Here is a 25,600-nt window from a genome sequence, read left to right on the forward strand (position 1 = left end):
ATTTTACTATTTAGTTGTTCTAAATAAGAAATTTTACGCTGTAGGCGTCAGATTTATGCTTTCAAATTGAGCAAGTATTAAGTCTAATTGGTATAAATATTGCGATTACGCAAACAGACAGCGGTATCTAAAAGGAGGAGCACGACAACCATGTGCGCTGGGCGCCGGTTGAGGGTGTATAGCCTCTGTAGAGGCGAATACCATTTTGCGTAGCACGATGCCAGCGCGTGTAGGCAAAATAGTATGGAAAACTAACCAATAAATACCAACCAGCAAGTGTAATGATAAAATAGGCTGAGCCAAAAACGCTCCGAGCATCACCACAAGAGAGTCTGGTAACGAATTATCTGCAAATAATGCTTCTAATTCAGCTACATCACCTAACATACCACTGAATAATAATACTGAGTTGGCTACCATTAACAGGCTAAGTACCGCAGCAACACGCCCAAATAACCAAACACGCGACGTGGTACTTCCTGAAACGGCAGTATCACTAACGACTGGTTTATCTGTAGCAAAGCTGTGTGAGGGCACGGATAGTCCTGATCTTTAATTGGGCTTAGTTAGTTTTGAACTTTCAGTTTAAACTGAAAATTCGCGTCGAAGTATAACAAAGTCGAAATGTGATTCAAGCGCTTTATGCAATGATCTACATCAATTTATCCTGCTTTAGCTCACTGCTCAGTTTTTTATTGAATAAACTTAACAACCCCTTTTATACTAATTTTCGCAACAGTTAACATTCACAATCCTTTACAAAAAATCATTGTTAACATTTGAGCTATCTATCAAATAGATAGTCACCTCTGTGACTGGATAGATTATTACTTCTTTACTCAGAGTATTTATTTTTGCGCTGTTCTCAGTATGATCGGCCACCAATTGACATCGCTGTCAAAACTATCAAACCATTGTTATTAGGGGATCTCATGAAGCAGATGAATAAATTATTAGGTTTAATGAAAGTGCCCAGTAAACTCAGGCTTAGCCTAATTTTATCTGTTGTCATCATTGCCCTCGTTAAACTTTCTTCAGCGCTTGCTTTACGAGATAGTTTAACTGAAGAACGACGTACTCATGCAAAAAATCTAATAGAGAATACCATTTCGCAACTTAATATGGTTGCCACTGAGACAACTCTTAGCGAAACACAAAGAAAAGAAAAAATCAAAAAGCTCATTAATGCAGCGCGCTATGGTGACTCAGGTTACTTTTTCTTGTTTGACCTACATGGCAACATGGTGACGCATCCTATCAAGCCAACACTCAATGGTGCATCGATGGTACGGCATGACAAGAGCTTTATTCGCGAAGCATTTAGTCAGTTTGTTGTGATTGCTAATCAAAACCAACAGGGGTTTGCACAATATAAATGGCCAAAACCGGGGACTCAAAAGCTGGAGAGTAAGCTTTCTTTTATTGCTAATCTAAACCACTATAACTGGGCTATCGGCACTGGCATTTACCTTGAAGACGTCGAAGCACAGTTTCATGACCAGCTTATTTCCATGACCGCGGAAACCCTCGGCTACGCTATATTGCTTATTTTCCTCTCTAGCTTGATAAGCAAAAATATTACCAAGCCTTTGGACAAGCTTACCCGTACTATGGGGATCATTTCGTCACAAAAAGATCTGACAATTTTACTTAAAAGTGAAGGCAGAGATGAACTTACACAAATGGCCATTGCATTTAACCACATGAATGCACACTTTCGTGATGTGCTTCACGATATTAATGGAAATACGCACTCTTTAGCCTCTCAAGCAGAGGAATTATCCTGTATTACCGAGCAAATCCAAGCCGGAATTGCCCAGCAAAATACTGAAACAGAGTCGGTACAAAATCGGATGCTTTCTTTGAATCAGGTAGCCCAATCGGTCAATCATGAATCTAAACGCGCCCTTGATAAAGTAATGGCAACAACAGAACTTACCACTAAAGGACTGGCGCATGTAGACGAAAACGTATCAGTCATAGCCCATGCCTCTCAGAGCGTCGACTCAGCACAACAAGCAGTGCTAGACCTGCAGCGCTCATCAACGGAGATAGGTGTGGTACTTGATGTCATTAAAAAAGTAGCAGAACAAACCAATTTATTAGCATTAAACGCAGCCATAGAAGCAGCAAGAGCCGGAGAACAAGGCCGTGGTTTTGCCGTGGTTGCTGATGAGGTAAGAACACTCGCTCAACGGACACAACAATCTACCGATGATATTCAAGCCATTATAGATAGCCTGCACCATGGCGTCGCCACGACCGTTGAAGAGATGCAAAACTGTCGTACAGCTTCCGAGAAAAGCCTTAAAGTCAGTTTGGAATGTAAGCAAGCACTAGAGCAAATAAACCACTCTATCGCAACCGTAAATGATATTAACCTCGATATCGCCAAGTGGAGTGAAAAGCAATCTGAAGACATCAATGAGATGACAACCAATATTAGCGGCATTGCAACTATCGCAAACCAAACTGCTCTTGGCGCTGAGCATACTAAAGCATCGAGTCAACAATTAAGCGAAATGTCACAGCGACTATCGCAGATGGTCAGTGAATTTAAGGTATAGTTTGATCTCTGCCCACATACGCGGAAGCACACACTTGCGCGCATAAAATAATTTAACTTGAGGTCTGGATAAGGAATGTTCCAACTCATTGTTGCGAAAGCACAACCATGGTGATGAAATACCCAATCAGAAAAACGGCTCGGCGGATAAACCGCCTATTATCGGATTGGATCCACACCAAAAAAGCTGCTTTGCGCAGCGACCTTAACACTCCATTGCCACCTCACAAAATCTGCGGCAATTAATCAGCATAAGGGTAATGCACGTGACGCTGCTCTTGTAGTGTCATACCTAAATATTCAAATGTACCCACCAGCATCTCAGTAAATGGTGCTGGCGCTTGTGCTTGGCATGAAGTTGATAAGATCGAAAAATGTTTTTCGCGCAAGGCTCTTAATTCTGGTTTAAGCGCTTCAATATCCATAAAGTCCGTGATCCTATCAACAAATGCTTTCATCCTTGGCGTTACGGCATACCAATAAACAGGTGATGCAAAAATAATATGATCAAACCCGAGCACCCATCTAAATAGGTTTATAAAGTCGTCATCGCTGTGAGAATGTTTGTAGCAATATTCCCCTATTTTGTAACGGTCTAGGTAGATAAGCTCAGCACTTTTTTCTTCTGCTAACGCTTTTGCTGATTGGTAAGTATTTCCATTTGGGTTTGAGCTTGAGTAAATAACGATTGTTTTCATAATGTTCAATTCCAGTTGCACTATTAATAAATTGGGTGCTACCTTAAAACCTCACCTTAAGTTGAGGTAAAGTACTATTTTATGAAAACTGAAAAATTATTAAGAGATGAGCCAAACTTGAGTGTTGGTAAGGTTGCAGCCAGAGCAGATGTTGCCGTTTCTGCATTACATTTTTACGAAAACAAAGGATTGATCCGCAGTTGGCGTAACAATGGTAATCAACGTCGCTACAAAAAAGACGTGCTACGTCGTATTGCCATTATTAAAGCTGGGCAGAAAATGGGGATCACCCTTGGTGAAATAAAAGATACGTTAGATACCTTGCCCGATTCAAGAACACCAACCAAAGAAGACTGGGCAAAATTATCAACAGCATGGCAAATGAAACTAGATGAAAAAATCGCCTATATGCAGCGTTTACGTAGCTATGTGGACGGCTGTATTGGTTGTGGCTGTTTATCGATGAAGTCCTGCCCCATCTATAACCCGGGCGATATTGTTGCGACACAGGCCAATGGTGCCGTGTGGTTAGATGAGCCAGACAAAGCAAATAAAGCGAAATCTTGTTATGATAACGAAAACTAATAAATAGGACACAACAATGAAAAAAACTGCCTTGTGTATGGCACTTGCCATGGCAATGGGCCTAGCTGGCTGCACCGCGCCGTCTTCTTCTACAAAGACAGTAGCACTCACGGAAGAACAAACTGTGGTGAAAAACCAACAATTTGCTCAGTTTTCAGAGCAGTTTATTGACGAACTTTGGCAACAATATCCTGAAGCCTCCTTGTGGGCAGGTTTCGGTAAATATGACGACTTAATTACCATACCAACACAGGCTAGCCGCGACGCCAATGTTGCGTTTTCAAAAGCACAGCTGGCAAGATTACAGCAATTCGACCTATCACAGCTTAGCAACAGTCAAAAAATCGACTATCACTTGATTGAAAATCGCCTACAGCGCGATATTTGGCACATCGAAACGTTTAAAAGCTGGCAGTGGAATCCTTCTTCTTACAATGTTTCCTATGGCTTTGCTACTATTTTGAACAGCCGCTTTAAGAGTGACGATGAAAAGTTAAAGCTGGTATTAAAGCGCCTTCAATATGTTCCCGCCTATTATGAAGCTGCACAGAGTAATATTCATAATCCAACCCTTGAATATACCCAACTTGCGATTTCACAAAACCAAGGGGCATTTAGCGTATTAAATGATGAGTTACTTGATAAATTAGCGACTTCATTGCTTAGCGCAGAAGATAAAGCACTATTCAAACAACGCTTTGCAGCTGCCAAATCAGCGATCAACGGCTATGTTTCTTTCCTCACTAACCTTGAAAAAGAGTTAAGTGAAAGCGGCAACGCGCGCTCCTTTAGAATTGGTGAAAAGTTATACGAAGAAAAGTTCGCATTTGATATACAGTCAGGGTATACAGCAAAACAAATGTATGAAAAAGCACTTGCTGATAAAGCCCGCATTACCGAGGAAATGGTGCAGATCACAGATCAGTTGTGGTCGAAATATTTTGCCGATACACCTCGCCCACAGTCAGACAGAGATGCCATTGCAACCCTTATCAAACATCTGTCAGTCAAACACGTCAAACGTGAGGATTTTGTCTCTGAAATTAAGGCACAAATTCCAGAGCTTGAGCAGTTCGTGAAAGAAAAAGATTTAATCACGCTCGATCCTGAAAAGCCATTGGTTGTGCGTGAAACACCAGAATATATGCGTGGTTATGCTGGCGCCTCGATCAGTGCACCAGGACCGTATGACAAAAAAGAAAACACTTATTATAACGTCACTCCCCTTGACTCAATGAGTGAAGAACAAGCTGAGTCATACTTGCGTGAGTACAACCATTGGATCCTACAGATCCTCAATATTCATGAGGCAATACCAGGTCACTATACTCAGTTAGTTTACGCTAACGAATCCCCTTCTTTGATCAAGAGCCTTTTAGGTAATGGTGCCATGGTCGAAGGCTGGGCAGTTTATACTGAGCGAATGATGTTAGAAGAAGGCTATGGCAATTTCGAGCCTGAAATGTGGTTAATGTACTACAAATGGAATCTGCGCGTTATCTGTAACACTATTTTAGATTATGACATTCAAGTCAATGGCATAGACAAAGAAGCGGGCTTAGACCTGTTAATGAATGGCGCTTTCCAAGAGCGCGCTGAAGCAGAAGGTAAATGGCGTCGCGCAACATTAAGTCAAGTGCAGCTGACCAGCTATTACTCTGGCTATCGTGAGATTTACGACTTCCGTGAAGCACAGAAAAAGGAGCTTGGTGAAGCATTCGACCTTAAGGCGTTTCATGAAGAGTTTTTAAGCTTTGGCAGTGCCCCGGTGAAGTATATTCGTCAACTTATGACAAAATAATACCAATTTTCTTAATTAAGTGGTCTATTTTGAGGTGAGAAAATCTTGTCGATAACCCCGCTACCGCGTCCTGCTATCGCCAAGGTACCTACATCCGTGTAGGCAAGGCAAAAACTTTGCTATTTAGTTGTTCTAAATAAGAAGTTTTTAACGCCGTTAGCGTCAGATTTACTCCTTCAAATTGAACGAGTATTAAGTCAAATTGGTATAATTTCACCCAATAACACAAAAAATGCCGACCTCTCGGTCGGCATTTTTGTGTATCAATACAAATTAAACCTGCAGACTACTTCACTATTTTCATTTCATCTAATAGGTTTTGTGCATTGTCGACTTTGTCCATTACCCAAAGCATGTAACGCGAGTCAACGTGAATCGAACGGTTCAGGTTTTTATCATAATCCCAATCGCCAATAATGCTTTCATAAACACCATCAAACAATAAACCAACCAGTTCAGCTTTGCCATTTAACGTCGGCGAACCAGAGTTACCACCCGTTGTGTCAACATTAGAAAGGAAGTTTACCGGTACCGTGTTCATACCACCTGTATACTGGCCATACACTTTATCGCGGATCAACTGCTGCTGTTTTTTAGGTGCATTGAAAGGATCAACATCGGTGTTTTTAGCTAGCAGCCCCTCTAGAGAGGTAAACGGTGTAGCAACTAATCCATCTTGAGGTGAGTATCCACCTACTGTGCCGTAGGTAACTCTCAATGTGCTATTAGCATCAGCATAGACAGGCTTATTTTGAGACTTGTTGTAAGCAATGATTGCTTCCATAAGCGCAGGACGTGCAGCTTGCTGCTTACCGGCTAGCTCTTTTCCTTCATCTTCAATTTGCTTCATCACAGCAAAAATCGCTTTAGCATACTGCATAAATGGATCAGCGCTTTGATTGAGTTGTTCAAGATCTAAATCTAGCATCCATAGACGAACTTTCTCATCTGCCAACTTAGAGTTTGCATACATTTGATCAAGCAGTGCTTGATGATTTGCCTTATCGAAGCCTTCTTCCAGTTGTAGTTGCTTGTCTACCTCTGCAATGCGTTTTTCTTTAGGAAGCGCAGCATACAGCTCCATAAAGTAAAGCATAATTGCTTTGTCTACGGTTTCGTCGTAACGACGTGTCATGCGCTCAAGACCTGCTTTGAGCTTTGGCATATCACGTTCTTGATAACCGCGCTCGCGCTCGGCATCAGGCTTTTGCTTTTCAACGGCAAGACGATATAACTTCCTTGCCGTCGCAATCATTTGTGAGCGGTGAATATACCCCACCATCATATCGCGCACATAGTTTTCTTGTGCTTGTGATACCAGTTGGCTCAGCTCAGTCAACACATCGCCGTATTTTGCTTTGCGCTCAGCATCGGCATTGATCCACGCGATAAGGTCACGCTCAAATTGTTGCTTAGCACTATACATACTGCCCTTTTTAAAACTCTCAATCATAGAGCCAAAGTTTTTGATGTAATTGTTATAGCTAGCAATCGTACTTTCATAAGCGATTAATGCTTGAGAGCCTTCTGGCGCGTTCTCTTTGATAAGCTCCACATACTTTGCGTTGTGTTTGCGCACCATTGGATAGACAGTGTTAAACACAAAATCTACTTCTGAGGCAATACGATAACGATTAGTACGGCCCGGGTAACCGGTTACCATAACAAAGTCGCCTTCTTGCACACCTTTAGCACTCACACTTAAGAATGATTCAGGGTTATATGGTACGTTGTCTTTAGAAAACTCAGCAGGTTTGCCATCTTTTCCGACATAAGCACGATAGAATGCAAAATCACCAGTATGGCGAGGCCACATCCAGTTATCTATATCACCGCCGTATTTACCAACACCCATCGCTGGCGTGTAGGCTAAGCGTACATCTTTAATCTCAAGTGATTTAATCAAGTAGTACTCAAGACCACCGTGGAAGGTATAAACATTACAACGATAACTTTCGTCTTGCTCACACTCAGAGACAAGCTGTTTACGTTTACTATCGATGGCGTCAAAGCGTGCTTTACCGGTCAAGGAATCAACACCCTCATTGACTTTGTCTGTGACGTTCGAGACTTCTTTCGTTACATAAATACGCGAACCTGGCGCTGCAGGTAGATCTTCGCTTGGTGTTTTCGCCAAGAAGCCGTTTTCTAAAATATTGTTGTCAGTCGTAGAGTTATATTGAATAGAGCCATACGCACAGTGGTGGTTAGTAACCACTAAGCCCTTAGGGGAAACAAATGACGCCGTACAGCCGCCAAGGCTAATCACCGCGTTCATAGGAAACTCAGTTAATTTAGAAATCGACTTAGGGTCAATCTCAAGTCCTTTAGACTTCAAGATAGATTCTAGCTCAGGTAGTTGATGTGGTTGCCACATGCCTTCATCGGCTGCAACGTACTGAGAAAAGGCCAACACCATGGCCGCGGAGATAGCTTTGATACGCATATTCCAATCCTAAATTGTTATATTATTTTAATTACGGTCGGTAATGTGACCTAAGATTATGCTAAATAGCAATTTATTTCGATAAAATTTGATAAACCGATGTAAACAAACTCTCTGAACAGATGTTGCTAAATCCAGTTTTTTCTCGTATCAAATTTCATTGGCAAATCCAGTGGCTTCTCAAGTGCCTTAAATCCACCTGATGCTTTTAAAACTTACTTTTTCTCATTTTAGCAACGCCTAATAAAGCCAGTACTTTCATCCAAATTTAATGTCTTACCAGACACTAAATGAATGTTTGCATTTACCAAACTTTTTGCATCATTTACCCCTTATAAATGTTAGGATCGCCGCAATTGTCAGTAATGAGTCAAATTTATGCTTTCGTGTAACAACATCACTATGCAGTTTGGTGCAAAACCACTGTTTGAGAATATTTCCGTTAAGTTTGGTGACGGCAACCGCTACGGCCTAATAGGCGCTAACGGATGCGGTAAATCCACCTTTATGAAAATCCTAAGCAAAGAGCTTGAGCCAAGTGCAGGTAACGTAAACTACGATCCAAACGAGCGTATCGCTAAGCTAAATCAGGATCAATTTGCCTACGAGCAATATACGGTTGTAGACACAGTGATCATGGGTCATAAAGAGCTGTGGGAAATCAAACAAGAGCGCGATCGCATTTACTCACTACCTGAGATGAGCGAAGAAGACGGTATGCGTGTTGCCGATCTTGAAACGCAATTTGCTGAAATGGATGGCTATTCCGCTGAAGCAAAAGCCGGTGAATTACTCCTCGGTGTTGGTATTCCAACCGAGCAACATTACGGCCTCATGTCTGAAGTTGCTCCGGGCTGGAAACTACGTGTGCTACTAGCGCAGGTATTATTTGCAGAGCCAGATATCATGCTCCTAGACGAACCAACCAACAACTTGGATATCTACACCATCAAGTGGCTGGAAGATGTATTGAATCAGCGTGATTGTACTATGATCATCATCTCTCACGACCGTCACTTCCTAAACTCAGTGTGTACACACATGGCGGATATCGACTACGGTGAGCTGCGTATCTACTCTGGTAATTACGATGAGTACATGTTTGCAGCAACACAAGCTCGCGAGCGTCTGCTTTCAGATAACGCGAAGAAAAAGGCGCAAATTGCCGAGCTACAACAGTTTGTTTCGCGTTTCTCTGCAAACGCATCAAAAGCAAAACAAGCCACCTCTAGAGCTAAGCAAATTGACAAAATTCAGTTGGAAGAAGTTAAAGCGTCAAGCCGTCAAAACCCATTTATTCGCTTTGAGCAAGAAAAGCCACTATTTCGTAATGCCCTTGAACTTGAGTCTTTATCACAAGGTTACGAAGAGACGTTATTCTCAAACTTAAACGCACTGGTTGAAGTTGGTGAAAAGGTCGCGATTATCGGTGAAAACGGCGTGGGTAAAACCACCCTCCTCAACACCCTTGCCGGCCGTCAAGCGCCACTGTCAGGCGCGTATAAATGGTCAGAAAATGCCAACATAGGTTACTACGCGCAAGATCACGCTGACGAATTTGAAAAAGATCTCGACCTTTTCCAATGGATGGAACAGTGGCAACAGCCAGGCGATGATGAGCAAGTCGTACGCGGCTTCCTTGGTCGTATGCTGTTTTCTCAAAACGACATCAAAAAGTCCGTGAAGGTGATCTCAGGTGGTGAGCAAGGCCGTATGCTATTTGGCAAAATCATGATGCACAAGCCTAATATTCTGCTGATGGATGAGCCAACTAACCACATGGATATGGAGTCTATCGAGTCTCTAAACCTAGCATTAGAGCAGTACGAAGGCACACTATTCTTCGTCTCGCATGACCGTCAGTTTGTATCTTCTCTTGCTACGCGTATTTGGGAAATCAAAGACGGACAGATCATTGATTTCCAAGGTACTTATGACGAATACCTTGCGAAAAAAGCAGCCGAAGCACTGTAAATCTATCCTGTTCAGGGTCGCTTACTGGCCCTGAACACGCCCCGATACCTTCCTATCATGGTGTATAGTTCTTATATATCAAATAAAAGCAGCTGAATTGTTCAATGCTCAAGCATAATACCAATTAGCATCAATGCTTGCTCAAAATAGACCTCTTAATTAGGATAATTGGTATCAGTCAGCGAATAGGCTTTATAAAAAATAAGCGCACCGAAGTGCGCTTCCAAGTTATTAACCTGAGATCAGGTTAACTAGGGACTGTTGTGCAATCGCACTCAAAACTATTTCACTCTACGTCTAAAACCCAGCGCAGCTGCAAGTAAGAAAAGACCCGCAAACATCGACCCACCAGAAGAGCCCGAATCTTGATCTGTTGACGGTTTGTCAGTAACTTGGTCAATCAAGGTATTCGCTTTTTGTGTTAATCCCACAGCAGAGTTAGGATCGTCATCTAACACTGTAATTGCATTGAGTGTTACAAAATTAGCAGCACCTGGGTCTGTTTCAGTGTCTTTACACTGCTCATCGGTAAAGTTAACTAACGGCACATTCCCACAACGTGGAATTTGGGCGATGGCTTCTAGTACTTCCATACCGTCACCAATTACTTGACCAAACACGGTGTAGCCACCATTTTCTACATCTAAATTACTACTATTATCCTCTAAGTTTATAAACCACTGACTGGTCGCACTATCAGGTTTATAAGCCACCTTAGCCATTGCAATTGTGCCTTTGACATTTGACCACTTAGGTTCATTTTTAACCGCATTATAGGTTTCAATCGCATCAAGCGGAACTTTACCTTCATAAGTAAAGCCGCCACCTTGCACGACAAACTCGGGGATCACTCGGTGGATCACAGTATCAGAGTATCGTTCGTTGTTTACATACTGCAAAAAGTTTTCAACTGTCTTAGGAGTGCTTTGATCATATAGATTCACTTGAAAACTACCGTGTGAGGTCTGAAACTCAACAATTGTCGCGTTAGCAGTAACACTTCCTAGCATCGCTGAGGCGAGCAATAGCGTATTTAACTTGAACATACTTTTCCACTTAGTTATTTCATATTTATTTGCGTCTTAGAATAAAAATTAATTTTTAACGCGGCTAGCAAATCATTGTCGATGGTAACAATTAAAAACATTTACAGACGTAGGTTTACAAAAACGACACAGCGACAACTAGGTAATTGTGCAGGTTTTAGTCAAACAAACGTATTTCACCGCATAACTCCTCTGAGTAGACGGTTTATACATGCAACTCTTAACCATTTTTTATATGATCCGCCCGATTATAATTCTAAATCCAGGACAACAAGTTTATGAGTAATTCCTCTGAGGCAACGATGGAGATGAACTCCGTCAGTAATAGCCGCTGGACAAAACATGATACCCACTGGGTATTGAGCTTATTTGGAACCGCTGTTGGAGCAGGTATTTTGTTCCTGCCAATCAATATTGGGATCGGTGGTTTTTGGCCACTTCTCATTATGACTGCCCTTGCTTTTCCAATGACCTATTTAGCGCACCGAGGGCTCGCTCGCTTTGTGCTTTCTTCAAAGCAAAAAAATGCTGATTTTACCGATGTAGTCGAAGAACACTTCGGCGCTGGTGCTGGCCGCTTAATTTCCCTACTCTACTTTTTCTCTATTTTCCCTATTTTGCTTATTTACGGTGTTGGTCTGACTAACACTGTCGATAGCTTTATTGTCAATCAGCTAGGGTTTGGATCCCCTTCACGTATTTTGCTGTCAGGTTTATTAGTGGCGGGCATGATTGCCATTATGCTAGGCGGTGAAAAGCTATTGCTCCGTGCTTTCGCTATTTTGGTTTACCCACTTGTTGGTGTACTTCTGTTTTTGTCACTGTATTTAGTACCTAACTGGCAAATGCCCGTAGTCAGTACGCCAGATGTTGCCAGTTTAACGCAGTTATTGTGGTTATCTGTGCCGATCGTGGTGTTCTCCTTTAGTCACGCAGCGGCGATCTCAAGCTTTGCTAATGTGCAACGTCGCCATTACAAGAGTGAAGCGGTGCAAAAGTCTGAAGCCATCTTGCGTATCACCTCAATTATGTTGATTGTATTTGTCTTGCTGTTTGTATTTTCTTGCGTATTTTCATTAACGCCAGAACAAATGGAAGCTGCAAAAGAATCAAACGTTTCCGTATTGTCTTACCTAGCCAACGTTTATAACAATCCATTTATTGCTATGCTTGGGCCACTGGTTGCGTTTATTGCCATCACCTCTTCATTCTTAGGTCACTTCTTAGGTGCTCGTGAGAGCTTCAATGGGCTGGCAACCAAACAAACTAACATGAGTTACAAAGTAGCTGACAAAGCGGGTATCGCATTTATGTTTGTTGCTATCTGGATTTGCTCAGTGCTTAACCCAAGTATTCTCGATATGATGGGCGCAATTTCAGGCCCTATCATTGCGATGATCTTGTTTATTATGCCGACTATAGCGGTGTTTAAAGTCCCTGCGCTACAAAAATACAAAAGCCATATTGGTACCTATTTCGTATTAATTGTGGGCTTATTGGCGGTTTCGGCATTGCTATATAACCTAAGCTTTGGCTAGTCACAGACATACCCAAAATTTTAGTGATATTGGGAGGCATCGCCTCCCGCTCCAACGCATCACCTCCATGGTAGTTAAGCGCAAATTGTGGTAGTTTTCAGTGTCTTAAAATGAACACTGCGACTGAACAATGAACTTTGACTTTGTGCCATCCACTAATGAAGAAATTGTAGCCTTAACACATCAGGTAGATGCGCTACCAGCGCAAGAGCAAACCTTGCTCTGCATTTTGGCCGTCGTTTACAAGCCAGTCTCAGCAATAAAACTCAAACGCCTAATACAGGCTCTTGTTAGTAAAGAAATTATTCCTAGCACTGAGTTTGAACAAGGAATAAGCCATAGCCAGATCATGAAGTGGCGCGCTGACGGTTTAGTCACGTTTAATGAAGATGGCGTACAAATCAACCTAAAACTCGCGACCGGTTTAAGTCAAAAAGTCATGGCCGAGGGGCAGTTTTTACCCATACTCAATACTGCCGAAGAATTTATACCGGTTCTTAATGCTTATGAATGGGAAAGACAATTTGCTGATGAACAGCGCCTCATTCGCGATTTTTTATTTATAAATCAATTATCAAAAGCACGTGCGCAACTAGGGTTTAATAAAGACCCACAAGCCGTGTGCTATAAAACCAACCAAGTACTACTGCCACTTTATTTTTATCCGTTCTCGTTGGAGCGATTTATCACCCTCCCCGAAGATTTGCAGTACCAAGCATTTTCAACCTTGCTGTATACCTTAATACAAAGTGGCCAAAGTATTGCCTTTGCGCTAGACACGCTGGAACAGGTTGAGGCCAAAACACAAAACCCACCATTAACGGCACTATTAGCAGAATACCAACTGTACACATTACAGTTAGATGCCGCACAGAGTATGGTAACTCAACATCACAGCAGCTACGAGTTACAGATACGAGCTGCGATTGCTTTTTTGCAGCAAAGTGAAGATGCCGTCTCAGAGTTTACAACAGCCCTTAAAGCGAAGGATAAAATCACCAAGCGTAAAAAGCAGTACTTAGGCAGAACCCTTGGGTTATTTCATAAACTGGCATTACTACAACAAGCCAATAACCAAGATGCTGCGCTTTTTGAAGTGTTATCACTACAATTAGAGTATGAAAACCAAGACAATAAAGCTCCCTTTTGCAATTACTTTGCCAATAACGTCTTACTCTATTGCAGTGAAAGCCTCTCGCAAAATAACCCATACAGTAGCGCACATTTAAAGTACTCTGCTTTGAAGCAGTCGCACTATTTTGACTATTACATTGGCCGCTTACTTGACTGCTTTGCATACTTTTGGTGTAACAAGACTTTAGATGCAACGGCGCTTGAACACCTTGATGATTGCGTGAACGCTTTTGAACAGCTGTCGATGTCGCTTTTTGCTCAGCTTGCTAAACAACTGCAACTTGCTCAGCATGGAGAGTTTCAGCCACTGACAAATGCTCTCAACATTAACCTCAGTACGCTTGTGGCTAAAAAGTCACCGTGGGATTTGGCGCTTGATAAACTTATCGCATTAAACCCAAGCAGTAACGCCACTCAAGCGGCCGATACGCAATACCGACTGATCTGGCAGCTTAGGCAAGGTCGCTTTGATATTGAATTTTTAGCCAGAGAACAAAAACGGGGAAAAACCGGCTGGGGTAAGGGTAAGCCTTTACCTTGTAAGCAACTTAAACAGCATCCTGAACGCTTCAGTTACATAAGCCAATCAGATAAAAAACTCATTGAGGCCATCGCATTGCAAGCCAGTTATGGCTACAGCAGCAAGTCTGATTATGTACTGGCAGGGATCCCAGCTTTAAGAGCTGCGGTTGGCGCAACAAACCTCTATCATGAGGACGACTTAACGCAGCCTATTACCATAACCGAGCAGACCCCTGAATTACACATTCGTCAGCACGGTGATGAGCTTTTACTTTCAGTGCCAAATCTACCGAGTTATTTTACCCAGCCGCAAAGCTACTCATTTTTCCAGCATGACGAACATCAGTATACGTTTATTGTATTTAATCAATCACATATACAAGTCGCTGAAATCATTGGCGAATCAGGGTTAAGCGTACCTGTTAGTGCAAAGCAAAAAGTACTGTCGAGTATTAAAGCCATTGCTCCTTATCTGAATGTTCAGTCGGATTTAGCCGACATTGACACAGGTCTTGATGTCACTGCAGCGCAGTCTACCCTCGTTATCAATATTCAACCTTACCATCAAGGTTTAGACTTTCATTGTGTGGTGATGCCGTTTGGTGAAAAAGGCCCTGTTTTCCACCCTGGTCATGGTACTGCCACGGTTAGTGCAGAAATCGACGGCAAACGCTTGTCTACCACCCGGGATCTCCTGCTTGAGCAACAAGGGCTTGATGAGCTTGACACCCATTGTCCGTTGTTTTTAGAGATGATTGACAACCGCCTCAGCTTGGCGCAAATGGATGAAGCACTGGAGGTATTGCAAGAGCTTGAGATGGTAGTCAACCAAGATCCTTGCCCTATGCAACTCAGGCTAAGGTGGCCAAAAGGTAAAAAAGTCCGCCTCAGTAACAAGCTTGAAAGCCAACATTTGCAACTGGCTATGACCAAGAAAAACGAATGGTTTGATATCACCGGCGAGCTGCAAGTAAATAATGACCAAGTGATTGAACTAAAAACACTACTCAAGATGGTTGCTACCAGTAATGGCCGTTTTATTGCACTGGACAGTGAGCAGGTCATTGCCCTTTCAAGTGAACTAAAGTCTCAACTTGATAAGCTCAATCATGCCACCGAAGGCGGTAAATTCCATCCACTTGCTACGCCTTTGATTGCTGAAGCCACCACCGGCATGCGCATGAAAACCTTACCTGCATGGGAAGAGCAAAATGATAAAATGCACCAAGCCGTGGCGTTAACTGTGCAGCTACCATCAACATTACAGGCCAAGCTTAGAGACTATCAACAAGCAGGATTTGACTGGGCCATGCGACTCGCCCATTGGGGCGCTGGCGCGTGTCTTGCCGATGACATGGGGCTTGGCAAAACCATCCAAGCACTAGCGGTAATATTGGCTCGTGCACATAAAGGGCCTACGTTAATAATTGCTCCCACCTCGGTTTGTTTTAATTGGCAGCAAGAAATTCAAAAGTTTGCACCAACGTTGTCGGTAAAAGTATTTGCCGACTCTGCAAATTCAGAGGCCAGAGCACAACTGCTCAGTGATCTGCAGCCACTGGACTGTGTCATTTTAAGCTACGGCTTATTACAGCGCGAAGTTGACATATTAAAGCCCATTGCATTTGAAACGATTGTCGCTGATGAAGCCCAGGCACTGAAGAACCCACTTGCAAAGCGCACTCAGGCAGCATGTGCACTTAAAGGCAAATTTAAACTTATTACCACAGGGACACCAATCGAAAACAACCTTACCGAGCTATGGTCACTATTTCGGTTTGTAAACCCGGGACTACTTGGCAACCTGAAGCGTTTTAGCGAAAAGTTTTCTGCGCCAATTGAAAATGCAAATGAGGACAAAGTCGCAGCGCACCGAGCTCGCAAAGGATTAAAACACCTTATCCAACCGTTTATTTTACGTCGTATGAAGCACCAGGTATTAACTGAGCTACCACCACGGACGGAGATAAATGTAGCGGTTCAGTTAAGCCAAGAAGAGCAAACCTTTTATGAAGCGCTTAGGCAAAACGCCATTGATGAAATCTCCCAGTCCGCGCAACAAGATAGCGCCAATGAGCAGCGCTTTAAAATGTTGGCAGCGCTTACTCGTTTACGCCAAGCCTGTTGTCATCCAAAACTCTTATTGGCTGAAAGCCAAGTCGCCAGTGCCAAATTAGCGGCATTAGATGAATTACTAACAGAGCTACAAGAAAATAATCATAAGGCGCTCATTTTTAGCCAGTTTGTTGGTCATTTACAGCTGATAAAAAGTCACCTTGAAAAACGTGGTATTCGCTTTCAATATTTGGATGGCAGTACCCCTCCTAAGGCGCGACAACAGGCGGTCAACGCCTTTCAAAAAGGTGAAGGCGAGGTATTCCTAATTAGTCTTAAAGCAGGCGGCTCTGGTCTGAACCTTACCGCAGCGGATTATGTCATTCACATGGATCCTTGGTGGAATCCAGCGGTTGAGGAGCAAGCTTCAGATCGTGTTCATCGCATGGGACAAATGCGCCCTGTCACGATATATCGCTTAATCGCTAAAGGAACTATTGAGGAGCAAATTGTTGAGCTGCATCATCATAAAAAAGATCTAGCAGATCAACTGCTAGCCAATACAGACAAAGTGATGAAGCTCGATGTCAACGATGTGCTGTCGATGCTTAAGGAGACGCTGTAGTACAGATCTCCGGCGCTCGATACGGTAATCCCAACAAATCAAAGTAGTTCTGACCAAGCGCGATACGACGAAAAGCATTATCGTCAAGGCTGGCCAAAACACGACTGTTAATGTCCACTTCCTCTTTGTAGTCAGCAAAACGTTTGTTTTTGCTGGCAACAAAGTCACTCCCCGGTAAAAAACGCTCAGCATGGGCATTGATAAACTCAACATATTGGCTGTTGACGGTTGGAAAGCTAAAATAATAGTCGTACAAAATTCGCCAAGAAAGATCCACTTTAAGATTTTTATAGCGGGCAAACAGCTTCTGCATGGTGCGAATATGTAAGCTGGGGTCAATACGGCTTAGCTCTTTTGAGATCCCCATGTGCATCCAGATGATGTCATTATTCGGGTAGCGCGTTAATACTTCCTCAAGTAACGGTAAGTAGCGAAGCGGCGCCTCGTTATCGCCCAAATCGGCATGCAGTGCCAGTGGAATCTTCTTCTCTTGTAGCACTTGCATAAATGGCTGCCACTTAGCGATAGTATCCAGACTTACTGCTTGATGACCGTTATCAAAGTGTGCGGCTTTCACCATATTAACCTCTCCCATCCAACGAAATAGGTCACCAAACTCTTCCTCAAGCAGCGCCATATTGGTCAGTATCGTGTCTGGTTTATGGAGATCAGCAAAGGTCATTGATAGGGTTAGATGTACTTTATCTGCCCCATGTTTTACATAGTTATTGGCATTTTTAATATCATTTTCAATACTTGGTGCGATGACATGTGTGTAGCACCCTCGCTCACCAACACATCCTGATTTGCGTGTATAGATTTGGCCAATACCATATACATTGACAAACAACACCCCAGCACGCTCCGCCCAGTTAACCAATTTATTAAAAGGGACAGCGTCGCCGCGAAACGGCTGAAAATGATGGTGGCTATCAACGACAAAATAATTAGACTGACGCTGTCTGTTATAACACTGACTATTTTTTGGGCTAAACATTGCTAAGCTGCGCGCACTTGTTGCCGATATGGTTTCACAGCTGCTGAGCAAAAAAGCACACCCCATCGCTATAAGAGTTTGTTTTATATTCATTTGGCTAACTTCATATTCCCTACCAAGGTACCTTAGCGCAGATCATATCTTTATACATAACCCAGTCTCCCATCAAGCTATATAACGGATATTGGAACGTCGCGGGTTTATTCTTTTCAAAAAAGAAGTGGCCAATCCAAGCAAAACCATACCCCGCAACAGGCAACAACCAAAGCAACGACCACTGCGCGGAAAGAATGATATAGAACAGCAGCACTAGCACCACAGTTGAACCGACAAAATGGAGCCTGCGGCAGATTTTGTTTTTATGCTCAGAGAGATAATAAGGATAAAATGATGCAAAAGAATTGAACTCTTTGTTATTGTTTTTAGTCATCTATATGTATTATTCGTTATTTGACCGTATTGCTCAGCATAGTGCAAAGCAATTACATTGAAAACAAAAAGGATTGGGCGTGGCAACAGGCTCAGAATAATTATGTTGAAACCCATATTAATATTTTCTGCCACTTTGCTATTAGCAGCTTGTAATGACACCACTTCAACCACTGATCCGCAGGCAAGTATGAATTCACAGCGCAACATTCAATGTAGTGTCGCAAAAGGTAACGACGCAACCATGAGCTATCCGGTCAAATTCACCTTTACCAACTTAGGGAACGAAGATGCTAAGTTCCTTATTTGGCATACCCCGTTTGAAGGATGGTGGAGTCAATTTTTAGTAGTAGAGCAAAATGGTAAAAAGCTCAATTATCAAGGTCCAATGGCCAAACGCCTCACGCCAGAGGCAAACGAGTTTTTGACACTTACTGCGGGGCAAAGCAAAAGCGTAGAACTGGACTTAACGCTCGCCTATGAGATAAATACCGCACAACCTATCGCTATCACCTACAATAACCAGCTTAGCCATCCACTCGCACTCACAGCAAGCTGCAACAAGGTGCTATAAACTTAGCCTGAGTCTAGATTAATAAAAATGCAGCGGCCGTACGGAAAATAGAAGAGCAACCCCTTGTAGAAGCGACTTTACGTCGCGATCTCTTCCCCACCACACAGCGCGCTCATACAAACACAATCTAAAGCTGGAAGCATATGTACTGTGCACGCAATCCCGAGTAGGAGCGACTTTACGTCGCGATCTCTCCTCGACCACACTGCACGCTCATGCAGACACAATCTAAAGCTGTAAGCATATTTGCTGTGCACACAACCCCGTGTAGGAGCGACTTTACGTCGCGATCCTTCTCGACCACACTGCACGCTCATGCAGACACAATCTAAAGCTGTAAGCATATTTGCTGTGCACACGGCCCCTTGTAGGAGCGACTTTACGTCGCGATCTCTTCTCGACCACACTGCACGCTCATGCAGACACAATCTAAAGCTGTAAGCATATTTGCTGTGCACACAACCCCTTGTAGGAGCGACTTTACGTCGCCATCTCTTCTCCACCACACAGCTCACTCACACAGACACAATCTAAAGCTGAAAGCATATATACTGTAGAAACAACCCCTTGTGGGAGCGACTTTACGTCGCGATCCTTCTCGACCACACAGCGCGCTCATACAAACACAATCTAAAGCTGGAAGCATATGTACTGTGCACACAATCCCGTGTAGGAGCGACTTTACGTCGCGATCTCTTCTCGACCACACTGCACGCTCATGCAGACACAATCTAAAGCTGTAAGCATATTTGCTGTGCACACAACACCTTGTAGGAGCGACTTTACGTCGCGATCTCTTCCACCAAAACCATCAAGGCCTTGATATTTGAATAATCACCCGACGGTTTTTACCACGACCAATGGCATTATCATTGGTGTCCACATGACGCTTTTCACCAAAACCATCTGTCATAATCTTATCCTCTGCCACCCCAAGGCTTGCCATATAAGACTTTATCGCCTCCGCTCGCCTTTTTGACAGTCGCAAATTGGTGTCTCTACCGCCATAGCTATCACTGTATGCAGAAATATAAATTTGTTCAATTTTAGGATCGTTCTTTAAGTACTCGCCTATCATATCCAAACGTTGTCGAGACGATTTTGTTAACTCACTGGAATTTTTTTTATAATTCATCACAGTAAATGCAATATCTTCAAAACTATAGGGCAATAAATTGTCTCGGCACTGCAAAAATGCCCAATAGGCTTGCTTAAAATTGACTGACGACAGTGCCACAGACACTTTGTCTACATCATTGTGCCAATCTTTATAATAAAACGTGGGAAAATACCCCTTTTCAAGCTCCGTTAGCAGCTCCCACGCCACATCATTATCCAGCTCACCATCAAACTTTTTCAGTAACTTCATCTGCCCAATACTTCTTGCAGGCTTACCGGCTCGCCACAACGGCGGCACCGACTCAAGGCCAGCAAAGTCGTAACTTTCAGGGCGCACTACCATATCAAGATTAAACGTTAAGTCTTTATTTTTACTGGCATGGCTGGAAAAAATAGCTTCACCATAATACGGAACTTCATGGTTTAACGCACAGCTCAAGCGGTTGGTTTGGTCAACTTGCCAGTGGGATGCGTCTGCCTCGGCAGCATATTGCCGCATCGCAGCATCAGCATTAAGCGTCACGGCGCACAGGGATAAACTTATCCAACTCGCTGATTTATATAACTTAATCACTTAATACCTCACTACATTCACTCATTAGTATGCCATTACGGTGTGCCAATTTTGTGTGAACCGCAATACTAAACCATTATCTACAAATCAAAAGCAATAAATATACCACTTTGAACCCTTGCAAGTCGCTCGCATCTTGCCGAGGTATCAGTATAATAGGCCGCTCAATTTCACAAACCAAGAAGATTATGTCTGATACCGAGCAAACGCTATTTTCAAAACGCTTTCGCGGCTTCTTTCCTGTAGTTATCGACGTGGAAACCGCAGGCTTTAATAAAGATACTGACGCCCTACTAGAAATCGCAGTCAGTATGCTAAAAATGGATGATAACGGCATATTAAGTTTAGATCAGACGGTACATTTTCATGTCGCACCTTTTGAAGGGGCTAATATTGAGCAATCAGCAATAGAGTTTAATGGTATCGATCCATTCTCTCCGCTTAGGGGCGCAGTTGCTGAAGATGAAGTTATCAAAGAAATCTGTAAAGCCGTTCGCAAAGCCCAAAAAGCCGCAGGCTGCCAACGCTCTGTTGTTGTAGCTCACAATGCCGCTTTTGACCATGGCTTTTTAAATGCCGCAATTGAGCGCAATAATATAAAACGTACGCCCTTTCACCCGTTTGTAAGCTTTGACACAACTTCGCTTGCTGGACTGGCGCTTGGACAAACTGTCCTTGCCAAAGCTTGCCGTACCGCAGGGATTGAATTTGACAATAGCCAAGCTCACAGCGCTTTATATGATACTGAACGCACCGCTGAGCTATTTTGTTATATCGTGAATAAATGGCAGGCATTAGGTGGTTGGCCGCTACCAGAACCAGAAGAAGAAGAAGGCCAAACAGAACAGTAAAAACTCAAATGCCAGCTAGGTTGCTGGCATATTTTTAGGCAATTTCTGCTGTTTTTGCAGTGGTAAACTGCTGCATCAGCTTACCTTCATGTAATTTAACAAAGTTTGGTGGGTATATTCTTGAAAACAATTTAGTATCTTTGGCTATTTTGACTTCAGTGCCTGGGTGCATCAATTCGTTCACCGTGACCCGGCTTAAGCGCGTAAGTCGATGTATTTTTTGTTGTACTAAACGAATGTTACGCTGGTTAAGGCCATAGTGCTTATTGATTTGCTTTTCACTGTGTTGCAACTTGGCCAAGTAAGCATCACGTTTTGGTGATTGAGAAGACGCCTTCGCCCGCTTCATCGCCAGCTTTATTTCAATTACCTTAGCAGCAAGTACCTTTTCAAGTTCTACCAGCTCACGGTGCTTATCATGTAGGCTGTCCCAATCTTGCGCCAATGAAATTCGCGTTCTTGTGCCAGAAGGCGCACCTAACTCACCGGTTTCAATTCGCATGGCATCAAACACATTGCCGCCAATTAATTTACCTCTTGGGGTATCGCCTTTACCGACTTTGATCAACCGCTTTGATGTCAGATCACAATGCAGCGCTTGACGCTCTATTAAAATGTCATGCTCACTTTCTATTTGGCAATACTGCGCATAACCCAAAGAGATACTGCGCTTGGCTTGAATAGAACATGAGAATGCCTCCCCTTCGGTTCGCTTACGGCCAATCGCCCCAAGCATTACCGTCACCGCACTACTGCTTTCTAGTACCGCAGACTCAACAAAGCCTATGACGGTAATGTCGCCCGAGGCTTTTACTCGCATCCCATCTTTGATGTCGCCACTTACAATAATGCTACCATCAAATTCAACATGCCCTGTTGTTACATCAATATTGTCGTAACACAGCACGTCATCTACACGCATCCCTCTGGGAATAGCCACAGGCACGCCTTTAGAGTCTGCAATCAATAAGTTGCTATCGCTTGGGTCGAGTTTAGTACCTTCAGACACTTCCAGCGGCGCGTCTTTACCCGGTTTTGGCTCAATCACATCGCCAAATACCGTATATCCCGGCTCACCTTCCGTTGGAGGCACTTTTTTCATCAATGGACTACCAGGTTTAACGGTGATGATTGCACCTAGATTGCGCATATCCACTTTACCACCGCTTGATTGCTGCGGGCTGAGCACTCTGTCTTGCGCTGTCATACACAGGCGCACAAATTTTGCATCACTGCCATCTTTTGCGCGTTGACCGTGGGCGACTATGCCTTTGTAGGTGTGCCCCGCAGGCAACTCAAGTTGTTGACCAAGCAGGTTATCAAGTGCTTTACCACTCACCCCTTTTTTAATACCGGCTTGTATTAATGCTTGCTTAGCTTTGCTCATACAGACCAACTTACCACCTTTTGCCGTGGTAATTTTTGCCTCCGCAAGCATATTCCCTTCTTCAATATGGACAGATATTGACGCATCAATGGCACGTGCAACCACCAAAGAATCTTGCTCTGGCGTTTCACTGGCAGTAAATAGTTGACCAATATTGGCATGGATGATTTCAAAATCCGCATACGGCGAGCCTTCAATCATCTCAACCAACTGAGACGAACTTGCCGGAAAACCAGATTCTACGGGATGAGAGAGCAAATAAACGTAGCCCTCATCCTCATCAAAGCGAAATAATGACATTCATCAACCCTGAAAAGTATGCACAAACTTATTGTTATATGTTGTTTTTAATGCAGCGACTTCATTTGAGCACAAGTTCTTTTGATTGTTAAGCTTAACATCGTGTGAATTGCTACAAAATATAAATGAATGTAAATCATTCTGTGCATCAAAAATACAAGTTATTATTTTCCCTACATTAATCGGCTTTACACGCAAAACCTTTAGGTAAACTTTTGCGTTAAACGCCAATTTCATAACTAAGTATGAGTAATGAGTAGCCTATAAGGCTGTTTCAATATAGGGTAATTGGATTTTAGGAAAAAGAAAGTGAATTTTTTAAAGCAATGGGTTATCGCAAGCTCTGAGCGACAAAAAACCGAAACGCAGTTTCACAGCTTGAGGAGGTGAAGTCATGGATCCCTGATGGAACCCAGCTACAGGAATGTATTACAGCTCAGGCTCCCATGGTTACGATGGATGTAAGATCTGACTAGTCTTAATCCCCTTCAAAGTCGGGGCTACTCATCCGCTTTCCAATTTTAGGCCGTGCACATTGATTCATCCATGAAGCGCTAACCGCTTCGGCCATCCTAGGCCTCAGTTTCAACCCTAGCCAAGCTGCGAGCACTCGCTTGTCTCGAGATGGACGACGAAAGACCGAAACGCAGTTTCGCAGCTTGAGGAGATGAAGGCATGGATCCCTGATGGAACCAAGCTACAGGGATGTATTACAGCTCAGGATTAACATGCTTTGAGGTCGGGGCTACTCATCCGCTTTCCAATTTTAGGCCGTGCACATTGATTCGTCCATGAAGCGCTAACCGCTTCGGCCATCCAAGGCCTCAGTTTCAACCCTAGCCAAGCTGCGAGCACTCGCTTGTCTCGAGATGGACGACGAAAGACCGAAACGCAGTTTCGCAGCTTGAGGAGGTGAAGGCATGGATGCCTGATGGAACCCAGCTACAGGGATGTATTGCAGCTCAGGCTCCCATGGTTACGATGGATGTAAAATCTGACTAGTCTCAATCCCCTATGTGTGCAGGGTGTGACTTTTCGTGCCGGTCACTATTGATGATTTTTCAAACGTCTCAATCCCCTATGTGTGCGGGGTGCGACGAACGCTGGAAAGGCGAAGCCAAAAGCTTTTTTGTCTCAATCCCCTATGTGTGCGGGGTGTGACTACCAACGACGATTATCTGAGTAGCTGGACTAAGTCTCAATCCCCTTCAAAGTCGGAGCTACTCATCCACTTTCCAATTTTAGGCCGTGCACATTGATTCGTCCATGAAGCGCTAACCGCTTCGGCCGTCCAAGGCCTCAGTTTCAACCCTAGCCAAGCTGCGAGCACTCGCTTGTCTCGAGACGGGTTTCAACCTATGTGTGCGGGGTGTGACGCACAAATTTTGTCTAATGGCTTTGATAAAAACGTGTCTCAATCCCCTATGTGTGCGGGGTGTGACACCGTTAAACTTATCAACATTCAACACTTCGTGAGTCTCAATCCCCTATGTGTGCGGGGTGTGACTTGAAGGGCCACACACTGTAATGCGTGTAATTAGTCTCAATCCCCTATGTGTGCGGGGTGTGACCATGCACGGTATTCGATTTTAAACCTTCAGACGGCGTCTCAATCCCCTATGTGTGCGGGGTGTGACCTTCGCTGAGCGGTTCGCCACAGTTCTCGCAGCTGTCTCAATCCCCTATGTGTGCGGGGTGTGACAAGCCAACATGTTCGACTTTTTAATGTGGTGTTGGTCTCAATCCCCTATGTGTGCGGGGTGTGACAATGCAATTACCACAGAAAGTATGGATCTTGAAGAGTCTCAATCCCCTATGTGTGCGGGGTGTGACCTAGTCTATAACTCGTTTTGAGTTAGATGTTGGGTCTCAATCCCCTTCAAAGTCGGGCTACTCAGACTTTGGAGCAAGCTATCACACTAGTGACAAAGGCGTCTTAACCCCCTTCAAAGTCGAGGCTACTCATCCGCTTTCCAACTTTAAGCCGTGCACATTGATTCGTCCATGAAGCGCTAACCGCTTCGGCCGTCCAAGGCCTCAGTTTCAACACTAGCCAAGCTGCGAGCACCCGCTTGTCTCGAGGCGTGTTTCAACCTTCAAAGTCGGGGCTACTCATCCGCTTTCCAATTTTAAGCTGTGCACATTGATTCGTCCATGAAGCGCTAACCACTTCGGCCGTCCAAGGCCTCAGTTTCAACCCTAGCCAAGCTGCGAGCACTCGCTTGTCTCGAGACGGGTTTCAACCTATGTGTGCGGGGTGTGACGCACAAATTTTGTCTAATGGCTTTGATAAAAACGTGTCTCAATCCCCTATGTGTGCGGGGTGTGACACCGTTAAACTTATCAACATTCAACACTTCGTGAGTCTCAATCCCCTAT

Annotated in this window: 16 protein-coding genes and 2 CRISPR repeat arrays (1 of these 18 running past the window's edge); of the genes, 8 read left to right on the forward strand and 8 right to left on the reverse strand. The window is 43.6% G+C overall.

Annotation, left to right across the window (positions count from 1 at the left end):
- Positions 1–105: 105 nt before the first annotated feature.
- Positions 106–537, reverse strand: a complete 432-nt coding sequence (locus J8Z24_RS09520) for a hypothetical protein (RefSeq protein ID WP_225740695.1) — start codon at positions 535–537, stop codon at positions 106–108.
- Positions 538–932: 395 nt separating this feature from the next.
- Between J8Z24_RS09520 and J8Z24_RS09525 the strand changes: the two genes are divergently transcribed.
- Complete coding sequence (locus J8Z24_RS09525) at positions 933–2,567, forward strand: methyl-accepting chemotaxis protein (RefSeq protein WP_252094577.1); 1,635 nt, start codon at positions 933–935, stop codon at positions 2,565–2,567.
- 241 nt (positions 2,568–2,808) lie between these two features.
- Here J8Z24_RS09525 and J8Z24_RS09530 read toward each other — a convergent pair whose 3' ends face one another.
- On the reverse strand, positions 2,809–3,264 hold the full coding sequence (locus J8Z24_RS09530; protein ID WP_125253819.1) for a flavodoxin family protein: 456 nt from the start codon (positions 3,262–3,264) through the stop codon (positions 2,809–2,811).
- Between the two features lie 81 nt (positions 3,265–3,345).
- Between J8Z24_RS09530 and soxR the strand changes: the two genes are divergently transcribed.
- Both soxR and J8Z24_RS09540 read left to right on the forward strand, forming a co-directional pair.
- On the forward strand, positions 3,346–3,849 hold the full coding sequence (gene soxR / locus J8Z24_RS09535; RefSeq protein ID WP_125253818.1) for a redox-sensitive transcriptional activator SoxR: 504 nt from the start codon (positions 3,346–3,348) through the stop codon (positions 3,847–3,849).
- Positions 3,850–3,865: 16 nt separating this feature from the next.
- On the forward strand, positions 3,866–5,650 hold the full coding sequence (locus tag J8Z24_RS09540; RefSeq protein WP_252094578.1) for a DUF885 domain-containing protein: 1,785 nt from the start codon (positions 3,866–3,868) through the stop codon (positions 5,648–5,650).
- Positions 5,651–5,936: 286 nt separating this feature from the next.
- Here the strand turns inward: J8Z24_RS09540 and J8Z24_RS09545 are convergent, their stop codons facing one another.
- Positions 5,937–8,096, reverse strand: coding sequence for a S46 family peptidase (locus tag J8Z24_RS09545; RefSeq protein ID WP_252094579.1), 2,160 nt, complete (start codon positions 8,094–8,096; stop codon positions 5,937–5,939).
- A 378-nt stretch (positions 8,097–8,474) separates the two neighbouring features.
- Between J8Z24_RS09545 and J8Z24_RS09550 the strand changes: the two genes are divergently transcribed.
- On the forward strand, positions 8,475–10,070 hold the full coding sequence (locus J8Z24_RS09550) for an ABC-F family ATPase (protein ID WP_125253815.1): 1,596 nt from the start codon (positions 8,475–8,477) through the stop codon (positions 10,068–10,070).
- Between the two features lie 281 nt (positions 10,071–10,351).
- Here the strand turns inward: J8Z24_RS09550 and J8Z24_RS09555 are convergent, their stop codons facing one another.
- On the reverse strand, positions 10,352–11,116 hold the full coding sequence (locus tag J8Z24_RS09555; RefSeq protein WP_252094580.1) for a peptidylprolyl isomerase: 765 nt from the start codon (positions 11,114–11,116) through the stop codon (positions 10,352–10,354).
- 278 nt (positions 11,117–11,394) lie between these two features.
- Here J8Z24_RS09555 and J8Z24_RS09560 point away from each other — a divergent pair, with 278 nt between their 5' ends.
- Both J8Z24_RS09560 and J8Z24_RS09565 read left to right on the forward strand, forming a co-directional pair.
- Complete coding sequence (locus J8Z24_RS09560) at positions 11,395–12,654, forward strand: SLC5/6 family protein (protein WP_125253813.1); 1,260 nt, start codon at positions 11,395–11,397, stop codon at positions 12,652–12,654.
- 130 nt (positions 12,655–12,784) lie between these two features.
- Complete coding sequence (locus J8Z24_RS09565; RefSeq protein WP_252094581.1) at positions 12,785–16,990, forward strand: DEAD/DEAH box helicase; 4,206 nt, start codon at positions 12,785–12,787, stop codon at positions 16,988–16,990.
- On the opposite strand, the gene J8Z24_RS09570 is transcribed toward J8Z24_RS09565, so the two are convergent.
- Positions 16,974–18,080, reverse strand: coding sequence for an amidohydrolase family protein (locus tag J8Z24_RS09570; protein ID WP_252094582.1), 1,107 nt, complete (start codon positions 18,078–18,080; stop codon positions 16,974–16,976). The two genes, J8Z24_RS09565 and J8Z24_RS09570, sit on opposite strands and share 17 nt — an antisense overlap.
- 19 nt (positions 18,081–18,099) lie before the next feature.
- Complete coding sequence (locus J8Z24_RS09575) at positions 18,100–18,417, reverse strand: Mpo1-like protein (RefSeq protein ID WP_128732314.1); 318 nt, start codon at positions 18,415–18,417, stop codon at positions 18,100–18,102.
- 102 nt (positions 18,418–18,519) lie between these two features.
- Between J8Z24_RS09575 and J8Z24_RS09580 the strand changes: the two genes are divergently transcribed.
- A complete protein-coding gene (locus J8Z24_RS09580; RefSeq protein ID WP_125253809.1) occupies positions 18,520–18,990 on the forward strand; it encodes a protease in 471 nt (156 codons plus the stop codon).
- Between the two features lie 811 nt (positions 18,991–19,801).
- On the opposite strand, the gene J8Z24_RS09585 is transcribed toward J8Z24_RS09580, so the two are convergent.
- Positions 19,802–20,680 (reverse strand): flagellar protein MotY, encoded by an 879-nt coding sequence (locus J8Z24_RS09585; RefSeq protein WP_252095632.1) that lies wholly within the window; start codon positions 20,678–20,680, stop codon positions 19,802–19,804.
- Between the two features lie 191 nt (positions 20,681–20,871).
- Here J8Z24_RS09585 and rnt point away from each other — a divergent pair, with 191 nt between their 5' ends.
- A complete protein-coding gene (rnt, locus tag J8Z24_RS09590) occupies positions 20,872–21,534 on the forward strand; it encodes a ribonuclease T (RefSeq protein ID WP_147391486.1) in 663 nt (220 codons plus the stop codon).
- 34 nt (positions 21,535–21,568) lie between these two features.
- Here the strand turns inward: rnt and J8Z24_RS09595 are convergent, their stop codons facing one another.
- A complete protein-coding gene (locus J8Z24_RS09595) occupies positions 21,569–23,221 on the reverse strand; it encodes a flagellar assembly protein A (RefSeq protein WP_252094583.1) in 1,653 nt (550 codons plus the stop codon).
- 1,411 nt (positions 23,222–24,632) lie between these two features.
- A CRISPR array of direct repeats spans positions 24,633–25,055; the repeat unit is 31 nt; unit sequence GTCTCAATCCCCTATGTGTGCGGGGTGTGAC.
- Between the two features lie 465 nt (positions 25,056–25,520).
- Positions 25,521–25,600: direct repeats of the CRISPR family, unit length 31 nt; unit sequence GTCTCAATCCCCTATGTGTGCGGGGTGTGAC (it continues 276 nt past the right edge of the window).

It is taken from the genome of Pseudoalteromonas sp. SCSIO 43201 (genome assembly GCF_023716725.1).
GTDB lineage: Bacteria > Pseudomonadota > Gammaproteobacteria > Enterobacterales > Alteromonadaceae > Pseudoalteromonas > Pseudoalteromonas peptidolytica.